The organism is Micromonospora sp. NPDC049151, assembly GCF_040648395.1.
In the GTDB taxonomy this organism is placed as follows: Bacteria; Actinomycetota; Actinomycetes; order Mycobacteriales; family Micromonosporaceae; genus Micromonospora.
Genome location: NZ_JBEZDP010000007.1, coordinates 151,988 through 168,349, shown reverse-complemented (window position 1 = coordinate 168,349; position 16,362 = coordinate 151,988). Strand labels below are relative to the sequence as shown.

Below are 16,362 nucleotides of genomic sequence, written 5' to 3'. Positions count from 1 at the left end.
GTCAGAAGAACACGTTCAGCGGATTGGCCGACGTCTCGTCGGCGGCCAGCGGGGTCCGGCCCAGTCGGCCCGGCACGTCCCACAGCCGTCCCGGGCCGAGCCGGCGCCAGAAGTGCCGCATGCCGGGCACCACGACCTTCACCACCGCCAGCTCCACGTCCGGACGGGACTGGTCGACGACGATCACCTCCAGGCCGGCCCGCTCCGCCCGGCGTACGCACCGGCGCACGTCGTCGCCCACGTCGCCGGTGGTCAGCGCCGGATGGTCGGCGAGGGTGCGCGACGGTCTGGCCGGATCCGGGGACAGCCAGGGCTGGTCGGCGACCCGTACGGTGCCGAACCAGCGCGTGGTGTCCGGGTCGCCGACGCCGTACCGGTTGGGGCCGGAGCCGGGCCCGCCGACGGCGGGCAGGAACTGGTTCACCTCGGTGAGCGCGCGGGTCAGCGCGACCCGCGCGTCCAGGTGCGCGCCGAAGCCCACCAGGACGTCCTCCGGCCCGCCGTCGACCCGCCGGGACACCGCGGCGAACACCGGTATGCCGAGGTCGGCGGTCAGGTCGAGGGCCCACAGCTCCCGGTTGAGGACTCGGGCGTGGTGGTCGGCGCAGGCCACCGCCCACGGGTCGGCGAACGAGGCGAGGTCCACCCCGGGCATCCGGGACCTGTGGTACCACCACAGGGCCACGCTGTCCCGCTCCACGAGTTCGCAGAAGCCCTGCACGATCGCCTCGGACAGGTTGCCGCCGGCCGCGCAGCCGTTCGAGTCGGCCGAGCACACGCCCAGCCCGGTCAGCTCCGGATGGCCGTACCAGCAGTACGCGGCGGGCAGCTCGCGCGGCTGCCGCCGGGTCAGCGACCAGCCGGTGGTCCAGTCCAGCTCCACGTCGTCGGGCAACGGGCGGGGAACCCGGTGCAGGTGGCCGAGGTCGCGGTTGAGCCGGTTCCGGTCGGCGTACTGCCGCTGCGAGAACAGCAGCAGCTCCCGCAGGTGCACCGCGCGGTCCGGACCGAGCTGCCGGTAGGCCGCCCGGTGCACCGGACGGTCGCCGCGCCACACCCCGCAGTAGCGCTCGACCGCCTCCCCGATCGCGCTCATCCGGGCCTGGAGGTCGGTCCGGCCCTTGCCACCGCTCTGCCCACGCAGGTTGCGGCGCAGGCCGTCGAGCCGGCTGGGCTGGGCGAAGTTGTGCCCGGCGGAGTAGGTGTGGGTGACGCCGTTGTCGGTGGCCTCCAGCGGGGTCAGCCGGCTCACCACGCCCAGGTACCTGCTGACGTGGTGCACGAGTGCCGCGTACGTCTCGGCGGCGTCCCGGGTGCGGGACTCCCCGGACCGGCTGGGCTGGGCGCCGCTCGGCGGCAGGTCGATGCGCGGTTCGGCCTTGCGGACGAGGTCCGGGTCGCCGCACGCGGGGCACTGTGGTTGGCGCACCAGCCGGTGGCTCTCCGTGCTGAGGTCCCGGGTGTCCAGGGCGACCATCCGGCCGGTGAGGCGGGGCGACGTGCCGAGCACGGCGAGCACGGCGAGTTCGGCGGCGAGCAGGCCGGCGGCCGTGGTGGCGAGTCCGGGCAGGACCGCCCGTCCGGGCTGCGGCAGCGGGCCGGCCGGGTCCTGGGCGCCGAGGAAGGCGTTCACCTGCTCGTTCTCCTGCCAGCGTTGCCTCAGGCAGGCCCAGCAGCCGGTACGGCCCGGCACCAGGTGCGGGCCGAGGAAGATCACGTTTCCGTGCGGCCGGGCCAGTGTCCACGCGCGGCCGGCGGCCAGGTGACGGTCGTTCATCGGCGCGAGCCGGGGGTCGAGCATCGACGACGGCAGCACCAGCACCTGGGCGTCGTCATCGCCGAGGTCGGCCGATTCGGGCCCGGCCACCGTCACGGCGAGCCCGAGGGCACGCAGCGCGTCGGCCGTCTCGGCCACCCGCGGCGCCCCGAGGTCCACGACGGTGACCTGGCCGCCGGCCATCCACCGCCGCCCCGCCTCGGGCGGGACCCCCCGGGCGTCCCAGCCGGCGGCCTCGGCCGGCGAGGTGTGCGCCGGGCCGGACGCCAGCAGGCCGTGGTCGCGCAGCCGGGCGAGGGCGGCGGCGACGGCGGCGACCGGGTGCCGGGTGGCGAGCCGGGCCACCACGTCGGCCAGCGGCGCGGCGCCGTCGAGCTGGCCGGCCAGGTCCGCGGCGACCGGATCGTCGACCAGCAGGCTTCGGGTCTCGCCCAGCACCACGAGCGGGCCGTCGGGCAGTCGCACCGGCAGGTAGTCCGATCGGAAGCGCGGACGCCACATGGTTCCTCCCGAGCCTGGTGGCCGGAGCGCGGCACCGCCGGCCCCGCCGGCGATCACGGTTGCTGCCATCGTCGCGTTCGGAGCGTCCGATCCCGCGTGATGCCACCGGTTTCAGCCGTCGGCGGGACGGTGCCCGGTCAGCCGGCGGTGACTGTCAGCGCGGTGTCGTTGAGTCCCAGCACCGAGGTGCCGGTGGCCTGCGCCGGTACGAGCAGCAGGAAGGTCTCCACCCGGGTGACCCGGATCGACTTGCCGCGCACCGCCGTACGGTGGCCGGTGGCGATCAGGTCCGGGCTCTGCGGGACCATCTGGACGGTGGCCGGGCCGCCGGGCGCCGGGCTCAGCGTGTCGGCGGCGTGGATCGTCAGGAAGGTCAGCGTGCCGGCCGGCGTGGTGACCGCGCAGTCCGACCACTTCGCCCGGTCCAGGGTCCGCCGGACCCCCGCACCGGCACCGGCGAGTTGCTGCCCGTAGACCTCCCAGCCGCCGGCGAACTGACCGTCGAGCAGCGGGCTCGACGCGAGCAGGGACCGGTTGCCGGTGGTCGACCCGATGCTGCGCGCGAAGACCTCGGCGGCGAGGGCCCGCCGGCTGGTCTCGTCCAGGGCGGCGCCGCCCGCCGTGGCCGCCCGCCCGTCGATGCTCCGGGCGGCCACCAGCGCGGACTGGGTGACCTGGACGTTGTGGCTGAGCTTCCACTGGCCGTCCGCGCCGAGCACGAACTGGCTGACGTCGGTGGGCGCCAGTTCCGAGCCGGCCAGCTTGAGGGTGGCGGTGACGAGGAAGCAGGACGGGTCGCCGGGCGGCACCGCGAACGCCGGGTTGATGTGCTGGAACGACGGTTGCGTCTGCTGGTTGTAGGCGGCCCGGCGGACCGCTGCGATGCTGAGGTCGAGCGAGGGCGGGACCTCCTGGGTCCGCAGCGTCTCGACGTCGCCGGCCACCGAGGCGGCCGAGTCTGCCTGGTCGAAGGCGGTGAGCACCAGCGCGGCCCGGTCCCGGCCGAAGGCGGCCGGGTCGTCGGGGGCCGGGGTCGCCGCGTCCACCGGCTCACCACCACAGCCGGTCAGGACGAGCAGCGCCACTGTGGCGGCGGCGAACGGCATCGCCGGCACGGCGAGGATACGCGGGCCCCTGACGGATCTTCTGCCCAGCATCTCGTCCTCCATCCACAACCGGTGCACGGGAATCGCGCCCGGTGCAGTCGAGTATGTGAGCGGCGGTCGGCCCCTGCCGGTGGCGGCGCGGCCTCGTGCTACCCGGCCCGTGGGCGTTGCACGGAACGACGTCATCCCGCGCGGGCAGCGGTCACCGATCGGTGTCATCGAGCCGGGCGACCCAGGCGACCAGCCCTGACCGGGAGGTGACGCCGGCCTTGCGGTAGATCCGGGTCAGGTGCGCCTCCACGGTGCGCGGGCTGATGTTGAGCTGCCGCCCGATCAGCCGGCTGGTGACTCCGGTCGCGGTCAGCCGCGCGATGTGCCATTCCCGGTCGGTGAGGGCGGCAGCCGCGCGCGGGCCGACCGGCCGGGCCAGTCGCAGGCCGACCCGTTCCGTTCCGCACCATCCGGCCAGTTCCAGCGCGCGGCGGCGGGCCCGCGCCGCCGGGCCGGGCTGTTCCGCGGCTTCGGCCGCCCGGGCCAGGGAGGCCAGCGCCAGGCTGCGCCGCAGGGCCATGCCGCCGGAACGGAACAGGTCGACAGCGGTCTCCAGGTGGAGCTGCGCCGCCGTGATCTCGCCGCGGGCGAGCAGCACCTCGCCGTACGCCGACTCGGCGAAGCCCCGCTGCCCGGGCAGGCCCACCTGCTCCGCCTCGGCCATGGCCAGCCGCGCCTGCCGTTCGGCGCCGGCCACGTCGCCCGCGGCGAGCGCGGCGGAGCAGAGCAGTTCGTGCCACATCGGCCGGACGGCGGGCTGGAGGCGGCTCAGCCGGCTGTCACCGCCGGCCGAGTGCACCAGTTCGGCGCAGGTCGCCGGGTCACCGGCCAGCAACGCGGCAGTCGCCAGGGCGGTCGCCGCGGCACGGCCGCACCAGGTGGCCGGGTCGGTGGCGATTCCGACGGCGCTGCGGCCCAGCGCCACCGCCCGGTCGTCGTCCCGGGGGTCGCCGCGCCAGGCCGTCGCCTCCGCCTCGGACGCCAGGGCGAAGCTCAGCAGGTGGTGGCTGCCGATGCGCCGGGCGACGATGCCCGCCTCGGTGGCCAGTCCGATGGCCGTGCCCAGCAGGCCCGCGTGGTACGCCACCTGGCTGCGCGCGAGCAGGAGCTGGCAGAGCCCGTCGTCGCGGTGCGAGGCGCGGACGAGCGTCAGCCCACGGTCGAGGTGCCGCACCGCGTCGGCCGGCCGTTCGAGGTACGACTCGCTCAGGCCGAGCGCGGTGAGGCAGTCGGGGTGGTCGCGCAGGTCCCGGTCTGGGAGCGAGTCGACGATGCGGCTTCCGGCGTCGAGCAGCCCACGCGCCTCGTCGAGCGCGCCGTCGTGCACGGCGGCCAGGCTGCGTACGGCCAGGAGGCCGGCCCGGTCGACGCCCGAGCCGCCCGGATCCGCGGTGAGCGCGTCGGGCAGCGCGGTCACGGGGCGGCCGGCCAGGATGCCGGCGACACCGATCTCGGTGGCGAGCCGGTAGCCGCCGGTGGGCCCGGTGCCGGCCGGCAGGGCGGCCAGCTCGCGCCGGCTGATCGCCGCCGCCTCCGCGTAGTTACCGAGCAGGCGTTCCACCCGCGCCCACAGCGCCACCGCGCGGGCCCGTCGTCCCTCCTCGTCGGCGGGGAACAACGGCACGATCTCCTGGAGCAGGGCCCGGCTCTCGGCCAGGTTGCCCGCCTCGCCGGTGATCTGGGCCAGCGCGAGCGACACGTCGCGGCGGCGCTGGGTCGAACCGGCCGTCGGCCGCAGCGCCCGCAACGCCTGCCGCAGCCAGTGGACGGCCAGATCCGGCGCCTCACGCCGGATCTCCTGTGCGGCCCGGGAGAGCACGTCGGCGCAGCGTTCGGCCCAACGGCCGTTCGGCAGGGCGAGCAGGCGTTCCGCGTAGCGCGCCTGGTCCACCGGCGGCGCGCCGAGATCGACGAGCGCGGTGAGCGCCCGCGCGCAGGCCTCCACCCGCCACGCCGGGTCGGTGTCCTGGGCGACCGCCATCCGCAGCACCGGGTGCCGGAGGGCGAACCGTCCGGTGCCGGGTACGCGGCGGATCAGGTCGAGCCGGGCCAGCCGCCAAGCGGCCTCGACCGCCTGTGCCGTCGGCACCTGCGCCACCTCGGCCAGCAGCTCCGGGGCGAAGGGCGCGTCGACGATCGCCCCGGCCCGCAGGCAGGCCAGCTCGACGGGCGGCAGGTCGGCCCACTCGCGGCGCAGGGCGGCCACCGCCGCGTCGGGCAGCCGGGCGCTCTGCGCGTCGCGGATCGGGTCGGTGCCGGCCGGAGCGGGTCCGCCCGGAAGCGCCGCCAGGTAACCCGGGTTGCCGCCGGTCAGGTCGTACCGGGCGCGCAGTTCCGCCGGATCGGCGTCGGGGTGCAGGAGCGCGACCTCGGCGAGGCTGAGCGGCAAGAGTTCGATCCGGTCGTGGGACGCCGGCTCCGGATCGGCGTTCTCGTCGGATTCCGGCGGGCCGAACGGCATCGGGGTCGCCGTCTGCCTCGGGCGGTAGACGAGCACGAGCAGCAGCGGCGCCGGCACCGGATACCGCAGCAGGTGGGCGATCAGGCCGGCGGAGGAGGCGTCCGCCCAGTGCAGGTCGTCGAGGACCAGCACCAGTCCGTCCCGGGCAGCCAGCCCGATCAGCCGGCGGGCCGCCTGGTAGGTCCGGAACCGCCTGACGTCCGACGCCCGCTCCGGTGCCGGTGGCGGCGCGGCGGCCTCCGCCCAGTTCTCCGCGGGTCGCCCGGACCGCAGCCCGCGCCGAGGTGGCTGGCCCTTCGTGAGGGCGTGCCGGAACACGTGGAAGGGAACTCCCCGCTCGTCCGGTGCGCACGTCCCGACGGCCCAGACGACGGCGGGGGCGCATCGTCGCAGGGCCTCGTGGACCAGGCGGGTCTTGCCGACACCCGGCTCGCCGACCACTTCACACACCATCTGCCGGCCCTGGCCGAATGCCGCGTCCCGGACTTTCCCGATACGCGCCAACTGCGATTCCCGCCCGGCGAAGCACGGGCCCGTTGACGCATTTCCCAGCCCAGGTGTCATCACGCAGATCAGACGCTTTCCGGCACACTCCATAGGGGATGGTCGAACTATAGCGGCGGAGCGCCGCCGAATGTCACGGGCCCTGAGGCGGTCGGGCCCTTATTTCATCGAAGTGCCGGAACGGCGATTCTTTCCGAGACCGCACCACAGCCCGCAGAAGGGACTGGTCACTACAAGGGCGGAACGATACCGATATCGCCATGATTATGCGCGGCCATGCGAACCGGCCCGAAACCGATATCGCCGACTTCCGCCAATTTCGGCGAGGCCGAGGCGGGTGACGGGCACCTGGGAGACGAAATGGAAAATGCGCGGGGTTCCCACCCCATGGAAACGGGCGGAGCACGGCCAGCGGAAACGGACGCTCCGCCCAGCCCTCGCCCAGCCCGGCGGGAGCACCGGGCTCACCTGCCGCGATTGAGACGGACGATGGCGCCGTTCAGCGCGGTGGCGAAGAGGGTCCACGCAACGTACGGGGCCAGTGCGGCTCCGGCCGGACCGTCGGTGCGCGCCGCGCGGCGCAGCAGCGCCAGGTTGGACAGGTTCAGCGCGGCGATCTCGGCCAGCGCGGCGGCCGGTCTCCGGGCACCGAAGAACAGGGCCGACCAGCCGGCGTTGAGCGCCAGGTTGAGCGCGTAGCCACGCGCGAAGGAGGCCCGCTCGGGCCCTTCGGAGCGGTCCAGCGCCCGGGCGCCGGCGACCGCGATCAGCCCGTACAGCGGGGTCCAGACGAGCGGGAACGCGGTGGACGGCGGCTGCCACGCGGGCTTGCGCAGGCCGCGGTACCAGCGCGAGGAGGTGGCGGACGAGGTGACGGCGGTACCCGCGGCTGCGGTCGCGGCCACCGCCGCCGCGGTCTTGACCAGGGTCGGTACTCGCATACCGCTCAGCTACCCGGTCAGCCTCGGATCAACCCGCGGGTGCGCCGCCTTCGTCCGCGATCCGTTCCGGGCACCCTCCCGGCGCACAGATCCTTCATCGGAGCACGCGTGAGTCGTAGACAATTTTCACACCCTTCGATAGCCTCGCCATTCAGTGATGCTTGTCGATAGGAGGCCCCATGCGACGGCTCGTGCTCTCCTTCACTCTGGCGGCGATCGGCGCCTGGACCGTGGCGCCGGCGCCGGCCTCGGCCGCACCCCGCCCGGCACCGGCACCCGTCACCGACGCGGTGACCGCCAAACTCCTCGGCCAGGCCGACGCCACCGCCCGGACCGCCGGGCCGCAGCGGACCCGGGTCACCGTCACCCGGGCGAACGGCGGGTGGGCGTTCGGCACCGCAGTGCTGCTGGCGGACCGGTCCGCCGACGCGCACCCCACCGGGTCGGTCTTCCTCGCGCGGGCCGGCGCCAAGGGCTGGACCGTCGCCTTCGACGGCGAGGCCGCGTTCGGTGACCTGGCCGCCGCGTCACCGCTGGTGAGCCAGGACGAGAAGGCGGTGTTCCGCACGCCCGTCACCCCGATGTACGCCGGGAGCGACTTCCGGACCGGAATGGCGCTGCCGTTCGCGGTCGGGCAGACGTGGACGCTCACCGGCGGGCCGCACGGCTGGGGCGGCGGCGCGCCGTGGAGTTCGATCGACCTCTCCGGCGGCGACCAGGTGGTCCGAGCCGCGCGGGGCGGAACCGCGTACACGATGTGCACCGGGTGGATCCGGGTCATCCACGACCGGGGGTACTCGACCGACTACTACCACCTGTGGAGCAGCATCTCCGTCAACGGCGCCGCCGTCGCGCAGGGCGCGTACCTCGGCTACACCGGCACCGACGTCACCTGCGGCGGCTCCGCCACCGGCCGGCACGTGCACTTCGGGCTGCGGCAGAACTCGGCCTACGTCCCGATCGCCGGTCACGGCATCGGGAAGTGGGACATCGCCAACGGCGCCGGTGAGTACCAGGGTGGCGCCCGGCACGGGTCCGCCTTCGCCGGCGTGGGCGGCGCCCTCTACAACTACGGCGCGCTCGGGCTCAACCAGGGAGTCGTCGACGCCAACGGCGGCGGCACGCTGACCCGGCGGTCCGGTCCCGGAACGGGGTACGGCGCCCTCGGGTCGGTCGCCGACGGCGCCACAGTGACCATCGCCTGCTCCGCCAACGGCACCTCGCACACCGGCCGGTACGGCACCACAGCGCTGTGGGACCGGCTCAGCGACGGCAGCTGGGTGTCCGACGCCTACCTCTCCACCGGCGTCAACGGGCCGATAAACGGCTGGTGCTGACCACTCCGGGCCGCGTGCGACCGCGCGCGGCCCGGAACCGCCACCCGTGCGAGTGGATCAGGGTGGCTGCTACCTTCCGGACGCATGGACGACTCCCCTCGCTGGTACCGCCCGGCCCCCGACCTGCTGCTCCTGGTCGGCAGCGCCACCGCGCTGCTCGGCTACCTGATCCCCTGGTTCCGCGCCAGCCGCCTCCACCAGTGGTCGTACTCGGGCTGGACCTACCTGGAGGCCGAGGGCGGCTGGACCTGGCTGGTCGTGGTGTCCCTGGCGATCGCCGTCCTCGCCGGACTCTGGGCCGGCCGGAGCGTGGCGTGCGCCAAGCTCGCGGTCGGCGCGGCGGTGGCCGGGATGTTCCTCGCCGGTGCCGTGGTCGCGGTGAGCCTGGACGCGCTGCCGGAGCGCGACAGCATCGACTGGGTCGGTGAACTGCCCTTCGAGATGGGGATGCCGCTCATGGCGATCGGATTCGGGGCCGTCGTCGCCGGGGCGGTGGGCGCCGTACGCCGACCCGTCGAGGAGTGACGCGACGTCACGCCGCCGGCAGGTCCACCACCCGGGTGGCCCAGCGGGCCATCAGCGCCGGGTCGTGGGTGATGACCAGGACCCCGGCGCCCTGCCGGCGCTGGTAGTCGCCGATGACGGCGGCGACGTGTGCCTGGGTGGAGGCGTCGAGCATCGCGGTGGCCTCGTCGCAGAGCAGGTAGTCCGGCCGGTGCACCAGGGCACGGGCCAGGCAGGCGCGTTGCAGTTGCCCGTCGCTGACCGCGTGCGGGCGGCGGGTCAGCAGGTCGGCGGTGAGTCCGACCAGCTCGGCCAGCTCCGCCGTACGGGCGGCCGCCCGCTCGCGCGGTGTGCCGGTGGCGCGTAGCGGCTCGGCGACGATGTCGGCGAGGCTCAATCGCGGGTCGGTGGCGGCGCGCGGGCTCTGGAACAGGATCGCCACGCGGGTGCGCACTTGCGCCGGCAGGCGATGGCGGACACCGTCGAGCGGTTGCCCGTCGATCGTGACGTGCCCGCTGTCCGGGGCGTGCAGCAGCGCGAGGACGCGGGCGAGCGTGGACTTGCCGCTGCCCGACGGCCCGCGCAGCCCGACCGTCTCACCGGGGGCGATGTGCAGGTCTACCCGGTCGAGGACGCGCTGCCCGCCGTACGCGACGCAGACCTGGTGCGCGGCGAGCCCGCCGGCCGGCGCGGCGCCCCGGGCGGCGGCGTCGGTGGCGTCCGGAACCGTGACCGTCATGCCGGTACCTCCTCGCGAAGCGGGTGGTGGCAGGCGACCCGGCCCGCGCCGTCGGCGGCGAGACGGGGCAGCGTCGCGCAGGTGTCGGTGGCGCGGGCGCAGCGCGGGGCGAAGGCGCAGCCGCCGGGCAGGTCGGTGAGCGCGGGCGGGTGGCCCGGCACCGGAACGAAGGCGCGGTCGGGCAGGGCGTCGAGCAGCCCGGCGGTGTACGGGTGGGCCGGGTCGTCGAACAACGCCTCGGCGGGGCGGTGTTCGACGATGCGGCTGGCGTACATCACCGCGACGGTGTCCGCGACGCGGCGCGCGGCGGCCAGGTCGTGCGTGATGAGCAGGACGGCGGCGCCGGTGTCGCAGCGGCGGCGCAGCAGGTCGAGGGTGTGGTCGACGAGCGGCCGGTCGAGGCCGGTGGTGGGTTCGTCGGCGAGCAGCACCGGCGGGTCGGGCGCGAGGGCGAGCGCGGTGGCGAGCCGCTGCGCCATGCCGCCGGACAGCTCGTGCGGGTACCGGTCGAGGGCGGCCGGGTCGAGACCGACGTCGGCGGCGATCCGGTCGGCGGCGGCGGGCGCGTCGCGGCGGGTGTGCCCGTGCGCGCGCAGCGTCTCCGCCAGCAGCTTCCGGCCGGTCCGCACCGGGGTGAGCGCGGTGGCGGGGCTCTGCGGGACGAGGCCGACGGCCCGGCCGCGTACGTGCCGGGCTAGGTGCCGTTCCCCGACGCCGATCAGATCGACCTCGTCCCGGCCCGGCGCGCGCAGGTCGGCCCGCCCGGTGACTGTGGCGTTGCGCGGCAGCAGGCCGAGCAGGGCGTGCGCGAGGACGGACTTGCCGCACCCGGACTCGCCGACCACGGCAAGCAGCTCGCCGGGCCGCAGCGTGAGGCTCAGGTCGGTGACGGCGTGCACGACGGCGTCCCGCAGCCGGAAGCGGACGGTCAGCCCGTCAACGGTCAGCAGCGCCGGGGCGGTCACAGGTGCAGCTCCGCCCGTACGCGCGGGTCGAGGCGGTCGCGCCAGCGGCCGGTGAGCGCGGCGAGCGCCAGCGTGGCCGCCACGAGCAGGAGGCCGGGGACGATGCTGGCCCACCAGGCGCCGGTGAGCAGGGACCGCTGCCCGTCGTTGATCATGTTGCCGATCGAGGCCAGGTGCGGCGGCAGGCCGAGGCCGAGGAAGGACAGCGCGGTCTCGTGCCAGACGGCGTGCGGCACCATGAGCGTGGTCGCCAGCGCCAGGCGCGGCAGCACGTGCGGCAGCAGGTGCCGGGTGAGCACCCGGGCCCGGCTCGCGCCGCCGGAGATCGCGGCGTCCACGAACGGCCGGTTACGCAGGCTGAGCAGCTCGGAGCGGACGATCCGGGCGGTGGACAGCCAGTGCGTCAGCGCGATGGACGCGATCACCGCGCCCAGGCTGGGACGCAGCATCGCCACGATGAAGATGCCGAGCAGCAGGTGCGGCAGCGCGGCGACGGTGTCCACGACGCGCATGAGCGCCCTGTCGACCCAGCCGCCGACGCTGCCGGCGAGCGCGCCGACCAGGCCGCCGATGACGGCGGCGACGAGCGCCGCGACCGCGCCGACGAGCAGCGAGACGCGCAGGCCGTAGAGGCTGCGCACAGCCACGTCGCGGCCGAGGTCGTCGGTGCCGGCCAGGTGCTCCGGCGAGGGCGCGAGCCGGGTACGGGAGAGGTCGACGGCGCTCTGGTCCAGCGGCCACAGGACCGGGGCGAGCAGCGCGGCGGCCACGACACCGGCGAGCATGACGACGGCGACTGTCGTGCCCACGCTGCCGGGACGGCGCAGGCGCCGGACGCGCGCGGGGAGGGCGAGGTCAGTCATCGAGGCGTACCCGGGGGTCGGCGGCGGCGTAGGCGAGGTCGGTGAGCAGATTCGCGGTCAGCACCACGACGGCGGTGGCCAGCGTCGTGGCCGCGAGCAGCGGGAAGTCGGCGCCCAGCGCCGCCTCGACGGTGACCGCGCCGAGCCCGGGCAGGGAGAACACGGTCTCCACCAGGACCGCGCCGCCGACGAGTTCGGGCAGGTGCGTGCCGACCAGGGTGAGGAACGGCAGCAGCGCGGTACGCAGCGCGTGTCCGAACAGGACGACCCGGCCGGGCAGCCCTCGGGCGCGGGCGGCCAGGACGTGGTCGTCGCGCAGGCTCTCGGCGACCGCGTCTCGGACGAACAGCACGAACCACGGGGCCTGGGAGATCGCCAGCACTGTCACCGGCAGCACCAGGTGCCGGGCCACGTCGGCCGGGTCGGTGCCGGTGGCGGTGATGTCGGTGAGCCCCCCGGCGGGCAACCAGCCGAGGGTGAGGGCGAACACGGCGATGGCCGCGAGACCGATCCAGAACACCGGCATGGACTGCACCGCGTACGCGACGGCGCGCAGCGCCCTGTCGAACCAGCCACCCCGCCGGTACGCGGCCAGCGTGCCCAGCAGCACGCTCGCCACCAGCACCAGGGCCAGCGCGGTGCCGACGAGCAGCAGCGTCCAGCCGGCCCGGGACGCGAGCACGGACGTGACCGGTTCGTGCCGGCTGGTCGACCAGCCCAGGTCGCCACGCAGCAGGTTGCCGACCCAGCGGGCGTACCGCACCGGCAGCGGGTCGTCGACGCCCCAGTTGGCGCGGATCTGCGCCAGGTTCTCCTCGCTGGTGGTGAACGCCGCCGCGCCCGCGTACTGCTGGGCCGGGTCGATCGGGGAGGCGGCGCCGAGGGCGAACATGCCCATGCTTGTCGCGGCCAGCACCGGTACTGCGACCAGCAGCCGGCGCCGGACCACGACGCCTGCCCCGGCCAGCCGCCGCCGGCCGGTCACGACTTCTTCGTCCAGGTGTGCACGTTCCACCAGATGCTGTTGGCGACGTCGTGCTCGTGCGGCTCGACCCGCGGCGTCACCCCGGTCACGGAGTCCTTCAGCACGTAGGTGTGCTGGAGGTAGGTGAGGAACACCCACGGCACGTCGGCGGCGAGCTGCTTCTGGAACGTGGCGTACGCGGCCTTGCGGGCGGCCGGGTCGGCGTTGTCCCGGCCGGCCTGCAACGCGGCGTCGGTGACCGCCGAGCGGTACGAGCCGGGGTTGAAGAAGCCCTGCCCGGCGAAGGCCGAGCTGAACAGCTTGTAGGAGACGAAGTCCGGGTCGTACGGCGTGCCGTAGCCCATGATCAGCGCGTCCGTCTTCATCCGCGGGGTGATCGCGTCCCAGGTCAGGCCCTCCGGCGTGACAGTGATGCCGACCTTCTTCGCGTCGGCGACGACGGCCAGGGCCAGTTCCTTGCGCAGGCTGTCGGTGGCCGGGTACAGGATCGTGAACGCGGCCTGCCGCCCGTCCTTGACGCGGATGCCGTCCGGGCCGGGCTTCCACCCGGCGGCGTCCAGCGCGGCGGTCGCCGCGGCGGTGTCGGCGGCCGGCTTGCCGACGATCGACGGCTCGGCGTATTCCGACGTGGGCGGCACCGGCCCGAACGCGGGCTCCCCGGCGCCGCCGAGCACACCGGTCACCATGGCCTGCCGGTCCACCGCGACGTTCAGCGCCCGCCGGATCGCCAGGTCGGCGGTGACCGGGTTGCCCATCGGCAGCATGACGCCCCGGTAGTCGGCGGTCGGCACCTTGTGCACCCGGTAGCCGTCGCGGCTCTCGAAGCCGGAGGCGAGCTTCGGCGCCAGCTCCGCCGCGTCGAACTCACCGGCCCGCGTCCGCTGGGCCCGGACGTTGTCGTCGGCGACGAACGCCACCACCACGCCGGAGTTCGCCGGCTTGCCGTCCCAGTACGCCTCGTTCGCCGCAAGCACGAGCCGGTCGCCGGGGGTCCAGGACGTGAACCGGTACGGGCCGGTGCCGACCGGCTTGCGGTTGAAGGCGGCTTTGTTGACGTCCTGTCCGGCGAACGCCTTCGCCGGGACGATCCCCAGCGCCAGCCGTTGCGGGAACGGCGCGTAGGCGTACTTCAGGGTGAACACCACAGTCGCCGGGTCGGGCGCGGCGACGGAGGCGAGCATGTCCAGATCGGAACGCAGCGTGGAGTCGACCCTCGGGTCGAGCACCGCCTGGTAGGTGAAGACCACGTCCTGCGCGGTGAGCGGGCTGCCGTCGTGGAACCGCACGCCCTCGCGCAGCTTCGCGGTGACCGTCTTCCCGTCCGCCGAGACGGTGGGCAGCTCGCGGGCCAACGCCGGCACCAGTTGGTTGCGGGCGTCCCGGGCGACCAGCCCGTCGAAGATCAACGACGCGCCGTCGACCCCGTAGTTGAGCACCGGATTGAGCGTGTCCGGCTCACCGGCGGTGGCGACCACCACCGTGCCGGCCCCGCTCGTGCCGGTCGACGCCGTCGGCGACGAGCAGGCGGCAGCGAGCAGGGCGGCGGCGAGCAGGGCGGCGGCGAGCAGGGCGGCGGCGAGCACCGCCGCCACGCGTACGGGCATGGGCCTGATCCCCACCGGCAGCTCCTTCGGACCGTCGTCCCGGCAGCAACCGGGCGGGTGCCCCGGCGAAGATCAGATCATCGCGTGCCCGGGCACCCACCCGTTGCTGCCAGCATCCTGTAGTTGCAAATTTTATGCAATAGAGCCGCGTCGACGGCCACGGCCTCCGGCGTCCCGCTCGCCAGGCGACCCGCGAGCAGGCTGAATATGCTCGACTGGTGGAGAACAGCGAACGGGCGGTAGTGGCCGGCATACTGCAGGCGGCCGAGGACGGCGCACCGGTGGAGGCGGTCGAGGCCGTCACCGCCACCATCGCCGCAGCCCTGAACGCACTGAGCGTCTCGCTGCTCATCGCCGACCTCAGCGGTCGCGCGCTGGTCCGGCTGACCCATCAGCCGGCTGACGACGGTCCCGGCCGTCGACAGGACGAGGAGGCCGCCGAGGTCCTCCCCTTCGACGGCGGGCCCTACGAGCAGGCACTACGCCAGCAGACCGCCCGGGTGATCCCCGGTCACGGCCGGTGGACGGTGGTCGCGCCGGTCACCGAGCGAGGAGAGGCGATCGGCCTTCTGGAGATCGACCTGCCCGGCGAGCCGGACGACGCGGCGGTCGCCCGGATCGCCCGTACGGCGCACGCGCTGGCGTTCGTCGTCATCGCCAACCGCCGGCACACCGACCTGTTCGAGTGGGGGCAGCGCACCACGCCGTTCAGCCTCTCCGCCGAGATCCAACGCCGGCTCCTGCCCGCCTCGTTCACCTGCGAGGCCGGCGCCTTCACGCTCTCCGGCTGGCTGGAGCCGGCCGCCAGCGTCGGTGGGGACACTTTCGACTACAGCCTGGCGCGAGACGTCCTGCACCTCAGCGTCACCGACGCCATGGGGCACGGCGTGGCGAGCGCGCTCACCGCCACCCTCGGCGTCGGCAGCCTGCGCAACACGCGGCGGCGCGGCGGCAGCCTCGTCGCCCAGGCCGAGGAGGCCAACCGGGCCATCGCCCAGCACGCCAACGTGCGCGGCGCGTACGTCACAGCCGTGCTGGGCCGCGTCGACCTGCCCACCGGCCGGTGCGAACTGCTCAACGCCGGTCACATCCCACCGATGCTGGTCCGCGGCGGCCGGGTCCTGCCGGTGGACCTGCCGGCCAACTTCCCGCTCGGCATGTTCCCCGAGGAGGGCTTCCGCAGCGGGGAGCTGTCCCTGCTGCCCGGCGACCGGCTGGTGCTGGTCACCGACGGCATGCGGGACCGCAACGCCGCCGACGTCGACCTGCCCGCCACCCTGCTCCGCCTCGCCCACTTGCACCCCCGCGAGGCGGTGCGAGCGCTGTCCGACGCGGTGCTGGCAGCCGCCGGGCCGGTCCTGGACGACGACGCCACGATGCTCGTCATCGACTGGTACGACGGTCACGGGCCACGGAACACCACCGCCGGCGCCGACCCCGCCCGCGTCAGCCCCGACGAGTGACGCTCAGCGCACCGCCGCCGGTGAGGCCTCCTCCGCCTCTCGCACCGTCTCGAAAAGTGGGATGACGCGGTCCACCGAGGTGATCGAGAAAACCTTGCGTACCGGCTGGCGCACGCCGGCCAGACCCATCCAGCCCTCGCGTTCCCGCAGGCTCTTGTAGGCGAGCACGAGTGCGCCCAGGCCGCTGGAGTCCACGAACCCGACCTGGGTCAGGTCGACGACCACCGCCCCCGCACCGGCCTCCACCACCTCGAGCAACCGGTCACGCAACTGCGGCGCGCTGGCCATGTCCAGATCACCGGCGACCTCGATCACCGGGCCGACAGGCCCCTGCCTGGTCGTCAGCGAGAACTCCACCAATCCCCCTCGACGCTAGCCGGTATGGCTGGTCCCATCCACGGTGCCAGAAGTCGGCTCCGATCGCCTCCCGTGGGTCCGGGTAAGTCACGGCGGCCGCCCGCCGGGTGGCGCAGGACACGCCGGTGCCGGTCACGTATCGAATTGTTCCGCCTTCCGAGCAACCTCGGGCGCCACAACCGACGTGACTATCCCGAATCTGAT

Annotated in this window: 13 protein-coding genes; 3 read left to right on the top strand and 10 right to left on the bottom strand. The window is 74.5% G+C overall.

Translation table 11 applies throughout. The features are described 5' to 3' along the window. Nucleotide 1: 1 nt before the first annotated feature. From AB0B20_RS11205 to AB0B20_RS11190, 4 genes are all read right to left on the bottom strand, one after another. The gene (locus tag AB0B20_RS11205) at nucleotides 2-2,278 is read right to left on the bottom strand and encodes a TOMM precursor leader peptide-binding protein (RefSeq protein ID WP_357383353.1); all 2,277 of its coding nucleotides are present in this window, start codon (nucleotides 2,276-2,278) and stop codon (nucleotides 2-4) included. Nucleotides 2,279-2,415: 137 nt separating this feature from the next. Beyond that, a complete protein-coding gene (locus AB0B20_RS11200; RefSeq protein WP_357383351.1) occupies nucleotides 2,416-3,435 on the bottom strand; it encodes a hypothetical protein in 1,020 nt (339 codons plus the stop codon). 151 nt (nucleotides 3,436-3,586) lie between these two features. Continuing rightward, nucleotides 3,587-6,460, bottom strand: a complete 2,874-nt coding sequence (locus AB0B20_RS11195) for an AAA family ATPase (protein ID WP_357383349.1) — start codon at nucleotides 6,458-6,460, stop codon at nucleotides 3,587-3,589. A 404-nt stretch (nucleotides 6,461-6,864) separates the two neighbouring features. After that, complete coding sequence (locus AB0B20_RS11190) at nucleotides 6,865-7,341, bottom strand: TspO/MBR family protein (RefSeq protein ID WP_357469952.1); 477 nt, start codon at nucleotides 7,339-7,341, stop codon at nucleotides 6,865-6,867. Between the two features lie 179 nt (nucleotides 7,342-7,520). Here AB0B20_RS11190 and AB0B20_RS11185 point away from each other — a divergent pair, with 179 nt between their 5' ends. Both AB0B20_RS11185 and AB0B20_RS11180 read left to right on the top strand, forming a co-directional pair. Further along, the gene (locus AB0B20_RS11185; protein WP_357469949.1) at nucleotides 7,521-8,678 is read left to right on the top strand and encodes a peptidoglycan DD-metalloendopeptidase family protein; all 1,158 of its coding nucleotides are present in this window, start codon (nucleotides 7,521-7,523) and stop codon (nucleotides 8,676-8,678) included. 84 nt (nucleotides 8,679-8,762) lie between these two features. Continuing rightward, nucleotides 8,763-9,203 (top strand): hypothetical protein, encoded by a 441-nt coding sequence (locus AB0B20_RS11180; protein ID WP_357383343.1) that lies wholly within the window; start codon nucleotides 8,763-8,765, stop codon nucleotides 9,201-9,203. Between the two features lie 7 nt (nucleotides 9,204-9,210). On the opposite strand, the gene AB0B20_RS11175 is transcribed toward AB0B20_RS11180, so the two are convergent. Genes AB0B20_RS11175 through AB0B20_RS11155 form a run of 5 tightly spaced genes read right to left on the bottom strand, consistent with a single transcriptional unit; the run spans nucleotide 9,211 to nucleotide 14,353 of the window. Then, nucleotides 9,211-9,921, bottom strand: coding sequence for a dipeptide/oligopeptide/nickel ABC transporter ATP-binding protein (locus tag AB0B20_RS11175; RefSeq protein WP_357383341.1), 711 nt, complete (start codon nucleotides 9,919-9,921; stop codon nucleotides 9,211-9,213). After that, complete coding sequence (locus AB0B20_RS11170) at nucleotides 9,918-10,886, bottom strand: ABC transporter ATP-binding protein (protein WP_357383339.1); 969 nt, start codon at nucleotides 10,884-10,886, stop codon at nucleotides 9,918-9,920. Before AB0B20_RS11170 ends, AB0B20_RS11175 begins: the two co-directional genes overlap by 4 nt. After that, the gene (locus AB0B20_RS11165; RefSeq protein ID WP_357383337.1) at nucleotides 10,883-11,749 is read right to left on the bottom strand and encodes an ABC transporter permease; all 867 of its coding nucleotides are present in this window, start codon (nucleotides 11,747-11,749) and stop codon (nucleotides 10,883-10,885) included. The genes AB0B20_RS11170 and AB0B20_RS11165 overlap by 4 nt, the downstream gene beginning before the upstream one ends. After that, complete coding sequence (locus AB0B20_RS11160) at nucleotides 11,742-12,734, bottom strand: ABC transporter permease (protein ID WP_357469946.1); 993 nt, start codon at nucleotides 12,732-12,734, stop codon at nucleotides 11,742-11,744. The genes AB0B20_RS11165 and AB0B20_RS11160 overlap by 8 nt, the downstream gene beginning before the upstream one ends. Next, on the bottom strand, nucleotides 12,731-14,353 hold the full coding sequence (locus AB0B20_RS11155; RefSeq protein ID WP_357469943.1) for an ABC transporter substrate-binding protein: 1,623 nt from the start codon (nucleotides 14,351-14,353) through the stop codon (nucleotides 12,731-12,733). Before AB0B20_RS11155 ends, AB0B20_RS11160 begins: the two co-directional genes overlap by 4 nt. A gap of 203 nt (nucleotides 14,354-14,556) precedes the next feature. Between AB0B20_RS11155 and AB0B20_RS11150 the strand changes: the two genes are divergently transcribed. Then, the gene (locus AB0B20_RS11150) at nucleotides 14,557-15,801 is read left to right on the top strand and encodes a PP2C family protein-serine/threonine phosphatase (RefSeq protein ID WP_357469940.1); all 1,245 of its coding nucleotides are present in this window, start codon (nucleotides 14,557-14,559) and stop codon (nucleotides 15,799-15,801) included. A gap of 3 nt (nucleotides 15,802-15,804) precedes the next feature. Here AB0B20_RS11150 and AB0B20_RS11145 read toward each other — a convergent pair whose 3' ends face one another. Continuing rightward, nucleotides 15,805-16,161 carry an STAS domain-containing protein gene (locus AB0B20_RS11145; protein ID WP_357383329.1) on the bottom strand — a complete coding sequence of 119 codons (357 nt, stop codon included), beginning with the start codon at nucleotides 16,159-16,161 and terminating at the stop codon, nucleotides 15,805-15,807. Nucleotides 16,162-16,362: the final 201 nt, after the last annotated feature.

Excerpts from the sequence above, each read along its gene's own strand:
- AB0B20_RS11190 (WP_357469952.1), bottom strand. The coding sequence starts at position 7,341 with ATGCGAGTACCGACCCTGGTCAAGACCGCGGCGGCGGTGGCCGCGACC.
- AB0B20_RS11200 (WP_357383351.1), bottom strand. The coding sequence starts at position 3,435 with ATGCTGGGCAGAAGATCCGTCAGGGGCCCGCGTATCCTCGCCGTGCCG.
- AB0B20_RS11165 (WP_357383337.1), bottom strand. The coding sequence starts at position 11,749 with ATGACTGACCTCGCCCTCCCCGCGCGCGTCCGGCGCCTGCGCCGTCCC.
- AB0B20_RS11180 (WP_357383343.1), top strand. The coding sequence starts at position 8,763 with ATGGACGACTCCCCTCGCTGGTACCGCCCGGCCCCCGACCTGCTGCTC.
- AB0B20_RS11205 (WP_357383353.1), bottom strand. The coding sequence starts at position 2,278 with ATGTGGCGTCCGCGCTTCCGATCGGACTACCTGCCGGTGCGACTGCCC.
- AB0B20_RS11175 (WP_357383341.1), bottom strand. The coding sequence starts at position 9,921 with ATGACGGTCACGGTTCCGGACGCCACCGACGCCGCCGCCCGGGGCGCC.
- AB0B20_RS11195 (WP_357383349.1), bottom strand. The coding sequence starts at position 6,460 with ATGACACCTGGGCTGGGAAATGCGTCAACGGGCCCGTGCTTCGCCGGG.
- AB0B20_RS11185 (WP_357469949.1), top strand. The coding sequence starts at position 7,521 with ATGCGACGGCTCGTGCTCTCCTTCACTCTGGCGGCGATCGGCGCCTGG.